This window comes from Thioalkalivibrio sp. HL-Eb18 (genome assembly GCF_000364985.1).
Taxonomy (GTDB): Bacteria; Pseudomonadota; Gammaproteobacteria; order Ectothiorhodospirales; family Ectothiorhodospiraceae; genus Thioalkalivibrio.
The window spans coordinates 35116-52436 of record NZ_KB822964.1; the positions used below are offsets into that span (position 1 = coordinate 35116).

The following is a 17321-nucleotide window of genomic DNA, read 5'->3' on the forward strand; positions in this document are numbered from 1 at the left end:
TCCTCTGGCCGGACAGCCGACGGAGAACTGAAATGCGACAGATCGTGCTGGATACCGAGACCACCGGCCTGGAGCCGGCCGAGGGGCACCGCATCATCGAGATCGGCTGCCTGGAGCTGGACAACCGGCGCCCGACCGGGCGCAAGCTGCACGAGTACCTGCAGCCGGATCGCGAGATCGATGCCGGGGCGATCGAGGTCCACGGGATTACCAACGAATTCCTCGCCGACAAGCCGCGTTTTGCCGATGTGGTTGGCGAGTTCATCGAGTTTGTGCGCGGGGCCGAGTTGATCATCCACAATGCCCCGTTTGATGTCGGCTTCATCAATCACGAGCTGCGCCTGCTGGGTGCGGCCGCGCCGGTGACGGAGCTCGCAGAGGCCTGCACCGTGCTGGATTCGCTGGTCATGGCGCGACGCATGCACCCGGGCACGCGCAACTCGCTGGACGCACTGTGCAAGCGCTACGAGATCGATGCCTCCGGGCGCACGCTGCACGGCGCGCTGCTGGATGCCGAGCTGCTGGCGGACGTCTACCTGGCGATGACCGGTGGACAGGTAGCCCTTGGGCTGGACGCCGGGGGCGAGGGCGGAGCCGAGTCCGGCGCTCCGGTACGCGCGCAGCGCTCCGGCAAGCCCCTGCCGGTGATCGAGCCCGATGCCGACGAACAGGCCGCGCACGAGGCCTTGCTGCGCACGCTGGACGAGGCCGCGGGCGGGGCCTGCCGCTGGCGCGCGACGACGCCCTGAGGGTTGCCCAAGGGAGCGGACGGACGTGATCAGAAGATCAGGTTGATCACCATCAGCGAGACGACCATGAACAGCAGGGTCATCAGCGCGCCGGCGCGGAGGTAGTCGGCCACGCGATAGCCGCCCGGGTCCATGATCAGGGCGTTCACCTGGTGGGTGGGCAGCAGGAAGGAATTGGAAGCGGCGATGGCGACGATCAGCGCGAATACCCGAGGGTCGGCGTCGATGCCGGCTCCCTGGGCGACACTGGCGAAGCTGACGGCCAGCGGGACCAGCAGCACGGTGGCGCCCACGTTCGACATCACCAGCGTGAAGAAGGTGGTCAGCAGAAACACCGCGATCTGCAGTACCCAGACCGGCATATCCTCCAGTTGCGCCATGCCATTGGTCGCGATCCACTCGCCGGCCCCGGAATTTTCCACCGCGAGGCCCAGCGGGATCAGCGAGGCGAGCAGGAATACCGTCTTCCAGCTGATACCGCGGTAGGCCTCGTCCATGGCGATCACGCCGGTGAAGACCATCCCCAGCGCGCCGCCCAGCAACGCCAGTGCCAGTGGCAGGTCGGTGAACAGCACCAGTCCCAGACCCAGTGCCAGCGAGCCGAGCGCGGCCAGCGGCCGGTGAGTCGCGGGTTCCTCCCGCCGCCGGCGCGGGTAGCGGCTGGTGACGACGACGAAGTCGCGGTCGTCCTCCAGCGCCTGCAGGTTCTCCCACGGGGTATGCACCACCAGGGTGTCGCCGGCCTTGAGCGGGGTGTCCGGGACCTCGTCGATGATCAGGTCGTCTCCGCGCTGGATACGCAATACCGAGATGCCGTAGGTGCGGCGCATGCCCCTGTCGCGCACGGTCTGTCCGATCAGGTCGGAGCCGGGTGGAATGATCACTTCGGCAATCCCGCCGTGGCGGGCCGACAGGGCGCGGGCGAACACGTCCAGTTCGTCCTTGAGGATCGTGCCGGTGTGATCACAGGTGTTTTCGATGGTGGTGACCGGGCCGAGGATGGCCAGATGCGCACCGCGCTCCAGCTCGATGTCGCGGTTGGGCTCGATGCGGGTCTCGTCGCCAGTGGTCACCCCGACCACATGCACCCCGAAGGCGGCCTCGAAGTCGCCGACGCGCATCCCGGTCAGCGCGCTGTCGTCACCCAGGCGCGCCTCGCGTACACCGAAATCCATGCCGTAGACATCGCGGAACCAGGCCGAGGTGGTCTGCACCCGGCTCTCGTCCGGATCCTCGTCGCGTGGTACGCGCGCCGGCAGGACCCAGTGCCCGAGGATCGCAAAATAGGCAATCAGGGTCGCCAGCAGGGCCAGCCCGATCGGGGTTACGTCGAACAGCCCGAAGTCGTCCAGGTGTGCGGGCATCAGGTCGTTGAGCAGGATCAGCGGACTGGAGGCGACCAGCGTCAGGGTGCCGCCGACGATCGCGGCGAAGCCCATCGGCATCAGCAGGCGCGAGCGCGGGATGCGCGCGGCGGCCCCAATGCGGTTGATCACCGGCATGAACAGTGCGGCCGCGCCGATGTTCTGCATGAAGCTGGTGACGATGCCCACCGCACCGGAGGTCGTGGCCATCACCCGGCGTTCGGTGCCCCCGCCGAAGCGCAGGATCAGATCCGCCAGGCGGTTCATGATGCCGGAACGGTCCAGCCCCGTGCCAATGATCATCACCGCGATGATCGCGATCACCGCATTGGAGGCGAAGCCCGAGAACAGCGCTTCGCCCTCGACGATCGGGGCCACACCGGGGATCAGTGCCACCATGCCCAGCAGGAACAGCACGCCGAGCGCCGCGAGGTCGATCCGGACGACCTCGGTGACGAACAGCAGGATCGTCAGCCCCAGCAGGCCGAACACGATCCCCATCTCCAGGGTAAAGGCGACCTCCTCCATCTGGGTCGCCCCGGGTTCAGCCCTGCAGACGTTCGCGCAGGGCGTCGAGCAGGCCGTCCATCGGCAGGTGTTCGGCCTCGCTGGCGGTGCGCGCCTGGTACTCGAGTTCGCCGGCGTCCAGACCGCGCTCGCCGATGACCAGGCGGTGCGGGATGCCGATCAGCTCCATGTCGGCGAACATCACCCCGGGGCGCTGTTCGCGATCGTCCAGCAGGACCTGGAAGCCGGCGGCCTCGAGTTCGTCGTGCAGTTTTTCCGCGGCCTCGCGCACGCGCTGGGACTTCTTCGCGCCGATCGGGCACAGGGCGATGTCGAAGGGCGCAATGGCGGTGGGCCAGCAGATGCCGCGCTCGTCGGAGTTCTGTTCGATCGCGGCGGCCACCACGCGCGAGACGCCGATACCGTAGCAGCCCATGGTCACCACCTGTTCGCGGCCGTCCTCGTCCAGTACGCGGGCGCCCAGTGCCTGGCTGTACTTGTCGCCGAGCTGGAAGATGTGGCCGACCTCGATGCCGCGGCGAATCTCGATCGGGCCGGAGCCGTCCGGGGCGGGTTCGCCCTCGGTGATGTTGCGCAGGTCGCTGCTCTCCGGCCGCGGCAGATCACGCTCCCAGTTCACCTGTTTCAGGTGATGGCCGTTCTCGTTGGCCCCGACCACCATGTCGGACATGCCGAGCACCGAATGGTCGGCCAGGACCGGGATCGGGCTGCCGACCGGCCCCAGCGAACCGGGATCGGCACCGAAGGCCGCCCGGATTTCGGCCGCCTCGGCCATGCGCAGCGGCTCGGCGATCCACGGATGCTTTTCCGCCTTCACGGCATTGAGTTCATGGTCACCGCGCAGGATGAGGGCGACCAGGTCGGCATCGACCGCCTCGGAGGCGGCGACCACCAGGGTCTTGACGGTCTGCGCGGTCGGGATGTCGAGGAAGTTCGCCAGGTCCTCGATCGTATGCACCCCGGGGGTAGCGATCTTTTCCATTTCACCGCTGGGTGGCGGGGCCTGCGCCGGCTGCGGGCACATGGCCAGCTCGACGTTGGCCGCATAGCCACCCGGGGAGAAGGCGATGGCGTCTTCGCCGGAACTGGCGAGGACGTGGAACTCGTGCGAGGCATTGCCGCCGATCGCGCCGGTGTCGGCCTCCACCGCGCGGAAATCGAGGCCGCAGCGCTCGAAGATACGGCAGTAGGCATCGTGCATCTGCTGGTAGGTCCGGCTCAGCGAATCGGCGTCGAGGTGGAAGGAGTAGGCGTCCTTCATCAGGAATTCGCGGGCGCGCATGATGCCGAAACGCGGGCGGCGCTCGTCCCGGAACTTGGTCTGGATCTGGTAGTAGTTCACCGGTAGCTGGCGATAGCTGCGGATCTCGCGGCGCACCAGATCGGTAATGACCTCCTCGTGCGTTGGCCCGAAGCAGAAGTCGCGCTCGTGGCGATCCTTTAGTCGCAGCAGCTCGGCCCCGTAGAAGTCCCAGCGCCCGGATTCCTGCCACAGCTCGGCGGGCTGCACCGCGGGCATCAGCACCTCCAGGGCGCCGGCACGGTTCATTTCCTCGCGCACGATGTTTTCCACCCGGCGCAGTACACGCAGCCCCAGCGGAAGCCAGGTGTACAGGCCGGCCGCGAGGCGTCGCACGTAACCGGCGCGCAGCATCAGCTGGTGGGAGATGATCTCGGCGTCGGCCGGGGTTTCCTTCAGGGTGTTCAGCGGAAATTGCGAGACGCGCATCGGGGCAGTGCCTTGTTGGGTTGCGGTGAAGGGGTCGGGTCCGGCCGGGCCGGGAAATCAGAAGGTGGTGCTGTTCGTGCCCCAGAAATGGCGCGGGGCATCCGCGAATTCGATATAGACGCGCGCCGGGTCCAGATTCAGTTCGCCCTGCAGGACGTCGCAGAGCTGACGCGACAGTTCGCGGGTCAGGCCCTCGGGCAGGCCGATACTCTTCAGCTCGCAGTAGGCGAGCGGGTCGGTACTGCCCGCGAAGCACATCGCCGGGTTGTGCGTGCAGGCGACCATCACGTAGCCCTCGGGCTTGCCCAGCCAGTCGGCGACCTGCGTGGACAGGCGCTGGCACAGGCCCGCGGCATCGTCGGGCAGGGCGGCGTTGGTCTCGACTCGCAACAGCGGCATCTTGGCTCCCCTTGGGTTGGCTTGTGGCGCCACATGATACGGCCAGTGGGCGGGCCGTGCAGTGTGCGCTGCGCCTCCGGACGGAATAGCTATACTCACGCCGAGGGATTTCCGGCGGCGGCGTTGCCGTCGGCGCGCAATCGGCGTATAAATTAGAAAACTCTAATATATGTCGGCCGGCAGGCCCGATCGTACGCAAGGAACACAAGCCGATGACACAGAAGTGGATGCCCACGGCCCTCTGGGGTCTGTTGCTGTTGCCGTTCTCCGCCCAGGCCGAGTTCCCGTTCGAGACCGCAACCGCCGAGCGCCAGACGCTTGCGCAGGAGCGCATTCTGGATGGTCGGGTCGAGGCCGTGCAGCGCTCCACGATCTCGGCGCAGACCTCCGGGCGCATCCGCGAGATCTATGTCGATGTCGATGATTTCGTCGAGGCCGATGAATTGTTGCTGCGGGTCAGCGACTCCGAGCAGCAGGCGCGGGTGAGTCAGGCCGAAGGGGATCTGGCCGAGGCGCGCGCCCGCTTCAACGAGGCCCGCTCGGAGTTCAACCGCATCCAGGATGTCTTCGACCGGGGCGTCGTCTCGCGCTCGGAGTTCGAACGGGCCGAGGCCGAGCTGCAGTCAGCCCGGGCGCGTCTGCGCTCCGCCGAGGGGCGGGTCGAGGAGGCCCGCGAGCAGCTCGGCTATACCGAGGTGTTTGCCCCGTACTCCGGGATTGTCACTGAACGCCATGTCGAGGTGGGTGAATCGGTCAGCCCGGGCTCGCCCCTGCTGTCCGGTATCAGCCTGGATCGGCTGCGAGTGGAGGTGGACGTGCCGCAGCGGCTGATCCATGCGGTGCGCGAGCGCCGCGAGGCCGAGGTGCTGCTGAATGACGACCGGCGCCTCGCGGCCGAGAGCCTGACTATTTTCCCCTATGCCGATCCGGCCAGCTCGACCTTCCGTATCCGCGTGAACCTGCCGGAGCAGGAGGATCTGGGCCTGTTTCCCGGCATGTTCGTGAAAACCGCGTTCTTCCTGAACGAGGTCGAACGCCTGACCGTGCCGCGCGAGGCCGTCGTGTATCGCAGCGAGGTCACCGCGGTCTACGTGATCGATGACGAGGACCGCGTGCGCTTTCGTCAGGTCCGTGTGGGGCGCACATACGACGGCTACATCGAGATCCTCGGTGGCCTGGGCGAGGGCGAGCGCGTGGCGCTGGACCCGGTACACGCAGCGATCTACCTGAAGGAACACCAGCAGGTGGGCGCCGATGAGTGAAGCGAGCACGGAGGCGGCATCCGGCCGCATGGGGATCTCCGGGCGCATCGCCCAGGCCTTCCTGACGACCCAGATCACACCGCTGCTGGCCCTTCTGGGGCTGCTGCTGGGGCTGTTCGCGATCCTCGTGACCCCGCGCGAGGAAGAGCCACAGATCAACGTGACGATGGCCGACGTGTTCATCCCGTTCCCCGGGGCGAGCGCACAGGAGGTGGCGCAGCTGGTGGCGACGCCCGCCGAGCAGGTGCTCTCGGAGATCGAGGGCATCGACGACATCTATTCCACGTCGCGCCCCAACATGGCGCAGATCACGATCCAGTTCGAAGTCGGCGAGGATCGCACGGCGGCGCTGGTACGCCTGTACAACCAGGTGTTCTCCAATCAGGACTGGCTGCCGCCGGGGCTGGGGGTGGGCGAGCCGATCATCAAGCCGATGGGCATCGATGATGTCCCGATCGTCAACGTCACCCTGTGGACCGAGGACGAGAATCGCGGCGGGCACGACCTCCTGCGGGTAGCGCATGCGCTGGAGTCCGAGCTCAAGCGCGTGCCCGGCACACGGGACATCTATACCGTCGGCGGCCCGGATCATGTGGTCCACGTGCGCTTCAAGCCGGAGACCCTGGCGGCCTACAATCTGTCGGTGGACGATCTGCGCGACAGCCTCCAGGCGTCCAATTTCTCGCGCGATGCCGGACGCCTGTACGAGGACGATCAGGAGATCCTGGTCCAGGCCGGCGACTTCATCACCGAGCCCGAGGCGTTCGCCGGGCTGGTGGTCGGGATGCACGACGGGCGACCGATCTATCTGGAGGACGTCGCCGAGGTTGTTCAGGGGCCGGCCTATGCGACCGAACATGTGCGCTTCGCGCATGGCGCGGCGGCCGGGGATCGCGCGCGCGTCGGTGAGAGTCATCCCGCGGTCACGGTCGCGATTGCCAAGCAGCCGGGCACCAATGCCCCGGATATCGCCGATGCCCTGATCGAGCGGCTGGAGCAGTTGCGCGGGACCTATATCCCGGACGGCATCGAGACCACCATCACCCGCAACTACGGCGCGACCGCCGACGACAAGGCCAACACCCTGATCCAGAAGCTCATTCTGGCGACCGCCTCGGTGGTCATTCTGGTCTGGATCGCACTCGGCTGGCGCGAGGCCTTCATCGTCGGCGTGGCCGTGGTGATTACCCTGGCGATTACGCTGTTCGCCTCCTGGGCCTACGGCTTTACGCTCAACCGGGTGTCGCTGTTTGCGCTGATCTTCTCCATCGGGATTCTGGTGGATGATGCGATCGTGGTGGTGGAGAACATCCACCGGCACATGGTCCAGGGCCGCAAGAAGCTGCTCGAGGCGATTCCCTATGCCGTGGACGAGGTCGGCGGACCGACGATCCTTGCGACGTTCACCGTGATCGCGGCGCTGTTGCCGATGGCCTTCGTCACCGGCCTGATGGGGCCGTACATGAGCCCGATCCCCATCAACGCCTCGATGGGGATGATCATCTCGCTGGCCGTGGCCTACGTGGTTACGCCCTGGCTGACCTACAAGGTCCTGCGCCGGCAGGCCGAACAGCACGCGCACGTCGCCCCGACGGGCGGTGGTGGCCACGGTGCAGAGGGCGAGAGCGCCTCGGCCGGGCTGATGAAGATCTTCAACACCCTGCTACGGCCGTTTCTCGGCACCTCCGGGCGCAAGAAGGGCAATCGCCTGGCCCTGTGGGTCGGCACCCTGCTGCTGATCCTCGGCTCGGTGTCGCTGGCCTACTTCCAGCTGGTGGTCATGAAGATGCTGCCGTTCGACGACAAGTCGGAGTTCCAGGTGGTGCTGGACATGCCCGAGGGCACCAGCCTGGAACGCACCTCGATGGTGCTGTCCGAGATGGCGGATTACCTGAAGACCGTGCCCGAGGTCGACAACGTGCAGACCTACGCGGGGACGGCCGCGCCGATCAACTTCAACGGTCTGGTGCGGCAGTACTACCTGCGCGAGGGCAGCCATGTCGGTGATATCCAGGTCAACCTGACCCACGCCTCCGACCGTTCGCGCAAGAGCCACGAGATCGCCCTGGGCGTGCGCGAGGGGATCAACGCGATCGCCGATTGCCATGGCGCGGCGGTGAAGGTGGTCGAGGTGCCGCCGGGGCCGCCGGTGATGTCGCCGATCGTCGCCGAGATCTACGGCCCGGACTACAACGGTCAGATCGAGATTGCAAAGAAGGTGCGCGAGGTGTTCGAGAACACCGATGGCATCACCGACATCGACGATTCGGTGGAATATCCGGGGCCGAAGAAGATCCTGCAGGTGGATCGCGAGCGCGCCGCACGGCTGGGCGTGTCGCAGCAGGCGGTGGTGCAGGCGATCGAGACCGCACTGTCCGGCGAGGACGTCACTTATCTGTACGGCTCCAACGTGAAGTACGCAGTTCCCGTGCGGCTCGAGTTTGATCAGACAGAGAAGGGCAGCCTGGAACCGGTGCTGGGGCTCAAGGTGCGCTCGCGTGACGGTGCGCTGGTGCCGCTGTCCGAGGTGGTGAATGTGGTCGACTCCACCCTTGAACACTCGATTCACCACAAGAACCTGCTGCCGGTCGTCTATGTGGTCGGCGACCTGGCCGGGGGGCTGGACAGCCCGCTGTACGGCATGTTCGACATGTTCTTTGGCCTGCGCGATCGGCCGATGGCCTATGACGAGCCGTTGGAGCAGCTGTTCATCAGCCAGCCGGACAACCCGTACAACTTCTCCCTGAAGTGGGACGGCGAATGGCAGGTCACCTACGAGACCTTCCGCGACATGGGTATTGCCTACTCGGTGGGCCTGATCCTGATCTACCTGCTGGTGGTTGCGCAGTTCCGCTCGTACATGGTGCCGCTCATCATCATGGCCCCGATCCCGCTGACCGTGATCGGGGTGATGCCGGGACATGCGTTCATGGATGCGTTCTTCATGGACGCCAAGTTCACCGCGACCTCGATGATCGGGATGATCGCGCTGGCCGGGATCATCGTGCGCAACTCGATCCTGCTGGTGGACTTCATCAACGACGAGATCCGCCGCGGCGTGGACGTGATCGAGGCGGTGGTGCATGCCGGGGCCGTGCGCGCCAAGCCGATCATCCTGACCGGACTGGCGGCGATGGTCGGCGCCGGGTTCATCCTGGATGACCCGATCTTCTCGGGCCTGGCGATCTCGCTGATCTTTGGCGTGTTCGTCTCCACCCTGCTGACGCTGGTGATCATCCCGGTGCTGTACTACCTGTACGTGCGCAACCGGGTCGAGCTGATCCGCGCCCAAGCGGCATAACGCCAAACCCGGCATTGCGCCCGCGGGCGCAATGCCGGAGTCCGGACCCGGCGTTTTCGCTGCCGGCGCGCGAGCCGCTACAATCGCCGCTTTGACCTAACCGGAGTTACCCGATGGATGTCGAGATGGGAGAAGAGGGCCTGAACGTCCTCGGGATCAGCCGCGAGCAATGCGCGACGCTGGTCGAGGCCCTTAAGTCCAGCGAGGACCAGCGCTTCATGGACGACCCGGAGCTACGCAGGCTGTTCAAGCTGCTGGCCGTGCTCCAGAGCGACCTCTGGGACGACATGACCGCCGGGCAGTTCGACTTCGCCCCCTACAAGAAGCAGTAATCGCCTGCCGCGCAGGCCCGGAGTCCCCTGATGTCCGACAACGGATCCCGCCGTCCCTCGAACTTCGTAATCGGCAATATCTTCCTCGGCGCGGCCGCGCTGATGCTGTTCTTCTTTGTCACCCTGTGGGAGATCCTGGGCGTGGTGGCCCTGGTCCTGTGGATGGCACTGGCGGCTATCGGCGTCTACTTCATCGTGAAGGACAAGGACATCAATCCCGGTGGACCGCCCAACTGACCGCGCCACGCGGGAGACCCGTTACAGGTACAGGATGGCCACGATGGTCACGGCTGCGATCACCGCGACGGCGTCGGCGCTCAGCGCGGCGGCCAGGGTGTGGCGCACGCGCTTGACGCCGATCGCGCCGAAGTACACGGCGAGCACGTAGAAGGTGGTCTCGGTCGAGCCCTGCAGGGTGGAGACCAGGATGCCGACATGGGTGTCCGGGCCGGTGGCCGGGTCCTGCATGATGCCGGCCATGATGCCGTAGGCGCCGGAGCCGGACAGCGGGCGCAGCAGCGCCATCGGCAGGGCCTCGGCCGGCAGGCCGAACGGGGTCGTCAGCGGCCCGACCAGTCCGACGAACATGCCTAAAGCCCCGCTCTCGCGCAGCATCCCCACGGCGACCAGGATCGCCACCAGATAGGGGATGATACGCAGGGCCACGTTGAAGCCTTCCTTGGCCCCTTCAACGAAGACCTCGTAGACCGGCACGCCGCGGATCACGCCGTAGGACAGGAAGCCGACCACCAGCCCCGGGATGATCCAGGGGGCGATCGCCTGGCCGTACACGATCGTCAGCGGGATGATCGCCAGCACTCCCAGCAGGACCAGAACCGAGACCCAGGCCGGATAGCCTTCGGCGGGGACCTCGATGTTCATCGGCTGTCGATCGGACGGGTCGCTGTCCTGTTCGCGGTTTTCGGCTGTCGCCGGTTCGGCGCTGTCCTGGCTCGCTTCCCGGATCGTGTCTTCCAGCTCGTCGGAGCCGGAGGCGGCATCCGCGTCGATCGAGCGGGTGGGGGGCGGACTGCGGAAGTAGCGCTGCAGGATCAGGGCGCTGGTGATGCCGGCGATGGTCGCGAACAGCGTGGCAAACAAGGTGGTCGGCAGGATCGCGGCCGGGGCCTCGGAGCCGAGCGAGGCGCGCAGCGCGATCACCCCGGTGGGCAGCAGTGTGATGCTGGAGGTGTTGATTGCCAGGAACAGCGCCATCGCATTGGTGGCGGTGCCCGGGTGCGGGTTCAGCTTCTCCAGTTCCTGCATCGCGCGGATGCCGAACGGGGTCGCGGCGTTGCCCAGCCCCAGAATGTTGGCGGAGAAGTTCAGGATCATCGCCCCCATCGCCGGGTGTTCCGGGGGGACCGACGGGAACAGGCGCACCATCAGCGGGCGCAGCAGGCGCGCCAGTACGGTCAGCAGGCCGCCGGCCTCGGCGATCTTCATCAGCCCGAGGAACAGCGCCATGACCCCGACCAGCCCCAGTGCCAGCTCGACCGCCGAGCCGGCGGCATCGATCGCGCCTTCGGACAGGGCCTGCATCGGCTGTTCGTCGGGATCAGTGGACTGGAACTCGCGGATCGCGGCCGTGGCCACGGCGATCACGATCAGGGCGAGAAAGATCAGATTCATGCGGCGCCCGCCCGCGCGGTCATCAGCGGTTCTCCCCGCGCGATACCCCGCGCAGCACGGCGTCCATCGCGCGTGCCGGCAGCAGCCACTTCAGGAAGGCGAACAGCTTGGTCGGGAAGGTGACGCGGTAGCGCACCCGCGGACGGCGGGCCTCCAGCGCATGCACCACGCAACGAGCGACGGCCTCCGGCCCGAGGGTAAACGGGGCGTCCGACTCGGCGTTGGCCATGCGCGCCTCGGCGGCGCGGTAGGTTTCGGCCCAGGGGCTGTGTTCGCGGTGAATGTGGCGACGGAAGGCCTTCAGCGCGTTGGCGCGGAAGGCACTGCGGATCGGGCCCGGCTCGACCAGGCTCACGTGGATGCCCGTGCCGTGCAGTTCCTGGCGCAGGGTGTCGGTCATGCCCTCGATCGCGAACTTCGAGGTCACGTAGGCCCCGCGCAGGCGCAGGGCGGCAAAGCCGAGTACCGAGGAGTTCTGGATGATCCGCCCCTCGCCGGCGCGGCGCATCGCGGGCAGCACCGTATTGGTCAGCTCCAGCCAGCCGAGTACGTTGGTTTCCAGCTGGGCGCGCAGGGTGGCGCGGTTCAGGTCCTCCACCGCGCCGGGCTGGCCGTAGGCGCCGTTATTGAATAGTCCGTAGAGGTGCCCGTCGGTCCGGTGCAGGATCTCGGTCACCGCGCTGTGGATACTGGCGGAGTCGTCCAGATCCAGCTGCAGGGCCTCGAAGCCCTCCTTCTTCAGCCGCGAGACATCCTCGCCCCGCCTTGCGGTGGCAAACACGCGATAACCGCGTTCGCGCAGCGTACGCGCGGTACAAAGCCCGATGCCGCTGGAGCAGCCGGTGATCAGGATCGCGCGGGAGGGGGTGTCACTCACTCGGGGACTCAGTAGGTCAGCGTGGCCACGCCGTCCTCGACCACCTCGCCGATGAAGGCCCCGCCGCCGCGCATCCCGTCCAGTTCCGGCACGGCGTTATCCAGCGTCAGGCCGTTTTCGTCCATCGCGCCGGCACAGGCGTAGAAGCGACATCCGGCCTCGTGGGCGTCCTGCATGAAGCTGTAAACGGACTTCTCCCTGGCTTCGCCAGGGTAGATGTTCTCGGCCACCCCCTGGCGCAGCAGACGGGTCGTGCCGGCGGCAAAGTACATCTCGACTTCCAGATCCATCGCGGCGGCGACGGTGGCCTGGAAGAACGGGGCCCCCAGCGTGCCGGGGCGGTCCAGGTCCAGGTTCAGCAGCATGATCACGATCTTTTCGGCCATGACGGGTCCTTGCGGGCAGTGCATTCGGGTATGGGGCGAATGATCGGCGCTGCGCTCGCGCGGCGCAAACACGGATTGTCGCCGGGGAAAGCCTTTTATTCGCGTGAAACGCCCGCATAATACGCCTCGAACCGTTTTGTTGCGGCCGTTGTGCGGACGCGAAGCCTGAGGAATACACGCATGCCCATTTACGAGTATCAGTGCAAGGATTGTGGCGAGATCTCCGAGATCCTGCAGAAGATATCCGATCCGCCGGCCACCACCTGCCCCGAGTGTGGCGCCGAGGCCCTGACCAAGCAGGTCTCCGCCGCGGGCTTTCGCCTGGCGGGGGGCGGCTGGTACGAGACCGACTTCAAGAAGGACGGCAAGCGCAACCTGAAGGATGGCGGCGGGGCCGGCAAGAGCGATTCGGCGGCTTCCGGCAAGTCCGAGGCGACTCCCAAAGCGGCGGCGACCGGCACCTGATCGATGCTGGTCTCCCTGCGCCGCTACCTGATTGCAGGGCTGCTGGTCTGGCTGCCGCTGATCGTCACTGGCTTCATCATCAAGCTGCTGGTCGACCTGCTGGACTTCACCATCCTCCTCCTGCCGCCGGCCTGGCGGCCGGAGGCCTTGCTTGGTTTTTCGATCCCTGGTGCCGGGATCGTGATCGCCATCGTGGTCGTGTTTGTGACCGGCGTGATCGTGGCCAATATCGTCGGCCGCAAGCTGGTCTCGCTGGGCGAGTCCATCGTGCACCGCATCCCGCTGGTGAGCTCGATCTACGGGGCGGTCAAGAAGCTCACCGAGACGGTGCTGGCCGATGGCGGACAGGCCTTTCGCAAGGTGGTGTTGATCGAGTACCCGCGACGGGGACTGTGGTCTGTGGGTTTTCTGACCGGCACGGGTGCCGGCGAGGTGCAGGATCGCACCGAGCGCGACGTGATCACTGTGTTCGTCCCCACCACGCCCAACCCCACCTCGGGCTTTGTGCTGCTGGTCCCGCGCGAGGAGGCGATCGAGCTCGACATGACGGTGGAAGACGGGCTCAAGTTCGTGATGTCCATGGGCGTGGTCACGCCGCTGTCGAGCCCCACCGAGGCGCCGGCTCCGGTTGCGCGAGAGCAGGGCAAATCGTAAGATTTCCGGCCTTTTCGCGGGCGCAGGCGCGAGGTTTGCCCCGTTTTCCCGACTAACCGTGCAGGCCCTCCGTGGGCGTGCCCTTCGGCTGGAACAGCGTAATGCGAACTCATCTGTGTGGACGTGTCACCGAGAACGAACTCGACTCGGAGGTGACCCTTTGCGGCTGGGTGAACCGCCGGCGTGACCACGGTGGCGTGATCTTCGTCGACCTGCGCGACCACGCGGGCCTGGTCCAGGTGGTGTTCGACCCCGACCGTGAAGAGGTCTTCGCGCGTGCCGAACAGCTGCGCAGCGAGTACGTGATCCGTATGACCGGCCGCGTTCGCCGGCGCCCCGAGGGCACCGAGAACCCCGATCTGACCACCGGTGCGGTGGAGATCCTGGGCCTGGAGCTGGAGGTCCTGAACGCCGCGAAGACCCCGCCGTTCCCGCTGGACGACGAGGACGTCGGCGAGGACACCCGCCTGCGCTATCGCTACATGGACCTGCGTCGCCCGGTGATGCAACAGCGCCTGCGCTTGCGCGCGCAGGTGACGGCCGCCATGCGCCGCTTCCTCGAGACGCGCGAGTTCCTCGATCTCGAGACCCCGATGCTGACCAAGGCCACGCCGGAGGGCGCGCGCGACTACCTGGTGCCCAGCCGCACGCATCCCGGCAGCTTCTTCGCCCTGCCGCAGTCGCCGCAGCTGTTCAAGCAGCTGCTGATGATGTCCGGCATGGACCGCTACTACCAGATCACCCGCTGCTTCCGCGACGAGGACCTGCGCGCCGACCGCCAGCCGGAGTTCACCCAGCTGGACATGGAGATGGCCTTCGTCGACGAGGCCGACGTGATGGACGTGACCGAGGGCCTGATCCGCCACCTGTTCCGCGAGGTGCAGGGCGTGGAGCTGCCGGATCCGTTCCCGCGCATGGCCTACGCCGAGGCGATGGCCCGCTTTGGCTCCGACAAGCCCGATCTGCGCATCCCGCTGGAGTTCACCGAGCTGACCGAGGTGATGCAGGCGGTGGAATTCAAGGTCTTCAACGGCCCGGCGAACGACCCCGAGGGTCGCGTGGCCGCGCTGCGCGTGCCGGGCGGGGCGAAGCTCACGCGCAAGGAGATCGACGTCTACACCGAGTACGTCGGCCGCTACGGCGCGAAGGGCCTGGCCTACATCAAGGTTAACGACCCGGCGGATCTCGAGGGTGGGCTGCAGTCGCCGATCCTGAAGTTCCTGCCGGAGGACGTGACCCGGCAGATCCTCGAGAAGACCGCGGCCGCCGCCGGCGACCTGATCTTCTTCGGCGCGGACAAGGCCTCGGTGGTCAACGAGGCGATCGGTGCGCTGCGCGTGAAGCTCGGCCACGACCTCGAGCTGGTCGAGGCGGGCTGGCAGCCGCTGTGGGTGGTCGACTTCCCCATGTTCGAGTACGACGACGGGGACAAGCGCCTGTACGCCCTTCATCACCCGTTCACCGCCCCGGCGGTGGACAGCCCGGACGCGCTGCGCGCCAACCCGCGCGAAGCCCTGTCCCGCGCCTACGACATGGTGCTCAACGGCACCGAGGTGGGCGGCGGCTCCATCCGTATCCACAATCCGGAGATGCAGCAGGCCGCGTTCGAGGCCCTAGGGATCGGCGAAGACGAGGCACGCGAGAAATTCGGCTTCCTGCTGGATGCGCTGGAATTCGGCGCGCCGCCGCATGGTGGCCTGGCCTTTGGTCTGGATCGCCTGGTGATGCTGATGAGCGGCGCCCACTCCATCCGCGACGTGATGGCCTTCCCCAAGACCCAGACGGCCGCCTGCCTGCTGACCGATGCCCCGGCGCCGGTGGGCGAGAAGCAGCTGCGCGAGTTGGGCATCCGCCTGCGCGCCAGCGCTACGCAACAGGCCGGGTAGGCAACGGGCCGGTCGTTCACCATGGCCGGCATGCGCGCCAGCGTGGTCACGGTCCATGGCTGGCATATGCCGGGCCTGGAGCTGGCGCTGCTGGAACGCCGGCTGCGCGCGGGCGGGCTGGAGGTCCATCGCTTCCACTACGCCTCGCGCCACCAGACCCCGGAACAGGCGGCACGCGCCCTGGCCGCCTTCGTCGAGGAAGTCCCCGGCGACCTGGTGCACCTGGTGGCCCACAGCCTCGGCGGCATTATCGTGCGCCATCTGTTCACCGTGGCCCCGGTCCAGCGCCCCGGGCGCATCGTGATGCTGGGTTCGCCGCTGGCGGGCAGCCGGGTGGCCGCGCGTCTGGCGCGCAACCGGCTCGGTCGCTGGTGGCTGGGGGCGGCGCTGGACCGCGGTCTGCTGGGCGGCAGCCCAATCCTGCGCGGGCGCGAGATCGGGATGATCGCGGGCAGCCGCCCGCTGGGGCCGGCGCCGCTGTTCGCGCAGATGCCGCCCCCGCATGATGGCTTCGTTGCCGTCGACGAGACGCGCGGTCCGGATGTCACGCGTCACCTGACGCTGCCGGTCTCGCATACGGGGATGCTGTTCGATGCCACGGTGGCCCGGGAAACGCTGCACTTCCTTGATCGCGGTGACTTCCTTCCCTGAGCGGCCCCGTTCAGCGTCTCCCTCAGTCGACGCCCCGCCGGGTCTCCAGCAGGTCTTCGATCTGACGCCGCCATTGTGGCTCCAGTCGGCCGGCATGCCAGTCGCCAATATCAGGGACGGGCGGTCGCTCACCGCTCAGCCATGCGCCCAGGCGGGCGGCCAATGACTCGGTATCACCGGCGGCGTAGCGGCAGCTGGTCGGATACTGTTCGGGGTATACCAGGGCATCGGGCACCAGCGGCAGTACGCCCGCGCGGGCGGCCTCCAGTAGCGAAAGGCCCTGAAACTCGTGGCGTGCGGTGCTGACCACGATCCCCGCCCGGCACAGCCACTCTTCGTATTCCTCGCGCGAGCACTTGGTGTCCACAACGATGCGGTCCGCCAGGTCTGCGCGCAGTCGGGCGAGGGACTCCGGGGGACTGACGGGCCGAGGGCCGAGCAAGGCCAGTCGGAAATCGATCCCCTTGCGGGCCAGTTGCCGCAGGGCCTCGACGAAGACTTCCGGGGCCTTGTCGTATTCCCAACGGTGGTTCCACAGGATCAGGTTCGGATCACGTTCTGTGTGGTCGGTGCTCGTGATGGCCTGGATGGGTACGGGCAGGATCTCGCCGCGCTCGGCGAGCGTCGTGCGCACACCCGGGGGTACCTGGTCCGGCATGCGTCCGAGCAGGCGGTCGACGCCATCGAGAAAGGTATCGCGGTTGTAGCGCGAGTTGAACGCGATGCGGTCGGCCGCCAGGGCGCCGTAGAGCTGCACCATCTGCGGATCCACCGAGGGGTTCTGGCCGGCCTGGGTCGGGTAGGCGAACTGGTTCTCGTGGAAGTAGTACAGCGCGGGCGTTTGCGCGAGCGCCGGGTGGAGGCCGCGCAGCGTGGCGAGGTCGACCATCGAGGTCGCCATGATGGCATCGGGGTGGGCGTCGCCGAGGGTCTCGAGCCAGGAGATTGGGTTGCCCCGAATGCGCCAGCGGAAGTGGCGGCCTGGCAGTTCCCGGCGCTCCCAGTCGAACTCGGAGAACTGCCGGGTCAGCCAGTCGGCCCAGGCGGCATGGCTGTCCGCACGGTAGGCGGACAGCAGCAGGATGCGGGGCGCCGCGGGCTGCACA

16 protein-coding genes are annotated in these 17321 nt (G+C 67.1%); 9 read left to right on the top strand and 7 right to left on the bottom strand.

Features of this window, described 5'->3' with window-relative positions; translation table 11 throughout:
• Positions 1–32 precede the first annotated feature (32 nt).
• Positions 33–749, top strand: a complete 717-nt coding sequence (dnaQ, locus tag F813_RS0105085; RefSeq protein ID WP_017925811.1) for a DNA polymerase III subunit epsilon — start codon at positions 33–35, stop codon at positions 747–749.
• A 29-nt stretch (positions 750–778) separates the two neighbouring features.
• On the opposite strand, the gene F813_RS0105090 is transcribed toward dnaQ, so the two are convergent.
• From F813_RS0105090 to F813_RS0105100, 3 genes are read right to left on the bottom strand one after another with little or no spacing between them, the layout of a single operon-like run.
• Positions 779–2641, bottom strand: a complete 1863-nt coding sequence (locus tag F813_RS0105090; RefSeq protein WP_017925812.1) for an SLC13 family permease — start codon at positions 2639–2641, stop codon at positions 779–781.
• Positions 2642–2657: 16 nt separating this feature from the next.
• A complete protein-coding gene (locus F813_RS0105095) occupies positions 2658–4370 on the bottom strand; it encodes a proline--tRNA ligase (protein WP_017925813.1) in 1713 nt (570 codons plus the stop codon).
• A gap of 57 nt (positions 4371–4427) precedes the next feature.
• Positions 4428–4769, bottom strand: a complete 342-nt coding sequence (locus F813_RS0105100) for a phenylpyruvate tautomerase MIF-related protein (RefSeq protein WP_017925814.1) — start codon at positions 4767–4769, stop codon at positions 4428–4430.
• Positions 4770–4981: 212 nt separating this feature from the next.
• Between F813_RS0105100 and F813_RS0105105 the strand changes: the two genes are divergently transcribed.
• The 4 genes from F813_RS0105105 to F813_RS0105120 all read left to right on the top strand — a co-directional run bounded on the left by F813_RS0105105 (position 4982) and on the right by F813_RS0105120 (position 9901).
• On the top strand, positions 4982–6031 hold the full coding sequence (locus F813_RS0105105) for an efflux RND transporter periplasmic adaptor subunit (protein ID WP_017925815.1): 1050 nt from the start codon (positions 4982–4984) through the stop codon (positions 6029–6031).
• Complete coding sequence (locus tag F813_RS0105110; protein ID WP_017925816.1) at positions 6024–9332, top strand: efflux RND transporter permease subunit; 3309 nt, start codon at positions 6024–6026, stop codon at positions 9330–9332. The genes F813_RS0105105 and F813_RS0105110 overlap by 8 nt, the downstream gene beginning before the upstream one ends.
• A 113-nt stretch (positions 9333–9445) precedes the next feature.
• Positions 9446–9664 (top strand): hypothetical protein, encoded by a 219-nt coding sequence (locus F813_RS0105115; protein WP_017925817.1) that lies wholly within the window; start codon positions 9446–9448, stop codon positions 9662–9664.
• Between the two features lie 30 nt (positions 9665–9694).
• A complete protein-coding gene (locus F813_RS0105120; RefSeq protein ID WP_012981921.1) occupies positions 9695–9901 on the top strand; it encodes a hypothetical protein in 207 nt (68 codons plus the stop codon).
• A gap of 21 nt (positions 9902–9922) precedes the next feature.
• Here F813_RS0105120 and F813_RS0105125 read toward each other — a convergent pair whose 3' ends face one another.
• The 3 genes from F813_RS0105125 to F813_RS0105135 are packed head-to-tail and all read right to left on the bottom strand — an operon-like array spanning position 9923 to position 12559.
• On the bottom strand, positions 9923–11296 hold the full coding sequence (locus tag F813_RS0105125) for a nucleoside recognition domain-containing protein (RefSeq protein WP_017925818.1): 1374 nt from the start codon (positions 11294–11296) through the stop codon (positions 9923–9925).
• A 22-nt stretch (positions 11297–11318) separates the two neighbouring features.
• Entirely contained in the window at positions 11319–12173 is an 855-nt protein-coding gene (locus F813_RS0105130; RefSeq protein ID WP_017925819.1) for an SDR family oxidoreductase, read from the bottom strand.
• 8 nt (positions 12174–12181) lie between these two features.
• Positions 12182–12559 (bottom strand): DsrE family protein, encoded by a 378-nt coding sequence (locus F813_RS0105135; RefSeq protein WP_017925820.1) that lies wholly within the window; start codon positions 12557–12559, stop codon positions 12182–12184.
• A 180-nt stretch (positions 12560–12739) separates the two neighbouring features.
• Here F813_RS0105135 and F813_RS0105140 point away from each other — a divergent pair, with 180 nt between their 5' ends.
• The 4 genes from F813_RS0105140 (at position 12740) to F813_RS0105155 (ending at position 16215) form a co-directional block, all read left to right on the top strand.
• The gene (locus F813_RS0105140; protein ID WP_012981925.1) at positions 12740–13024 is read left to right on the top strand and encodes an FmdB family zinc ribbon protein; all 285 of its coding nucleotides are present in this window, start codon (positions 12740–12742) and stop codon (positions 13022–13024) included.
• Positions 13025–13027: 3 nt separating this feature from the next.
• The gene (locus tag F813_RS0105145) at positions 13028–13678 is read left to right on the top strand and encodes a DUF502 domain-containing protein (RefSeq protein WP_017925821.1); all 651 of its coding nucleotides are present in this window, start codon (positions 13028–13030) and stop codon (positions 13676–13678) included.
• A gap of 101 nt (positions 13679–13779) precedes the next feature.
• Entirely contained in the window at positions 13780–15564 is a 1785-nt protein-coding gene (aspS, locus tag F813_RS0105150) for an aspartate--tRNA ligase (protein ID WP_012981927.1), read from the top strand.
• A 21-nt stretch (positions 15565–15585) separates the two neighbouring features.
• On the top strand, positions 15586–16215 hold the full coding sequence (locus tag F813_RS0105155) for a triacylglycerol lipase (protein ID WP_012981928.1): 630 nt from the start codon (positions 15586–15588) through the stop codon (positions 16213–16215).
• Positions 16216–16237: 22 nt separating this feature from the next.
• On the opposite strand, the gene F813_RS0105160 is transcribed toward F813_RS0105155, so the two are convergent.
• Complete coding sequence (locus F813_RS0105160; protein WP_017925822.1) at positions 16238–17320, bottom strand: DUF3524 domain-containing protein; 1083 nt, start codon at positions 17318–17320, stop codon at positions 16238–16240.
• Position 17321: the final 1 nt, after the last annotated feature.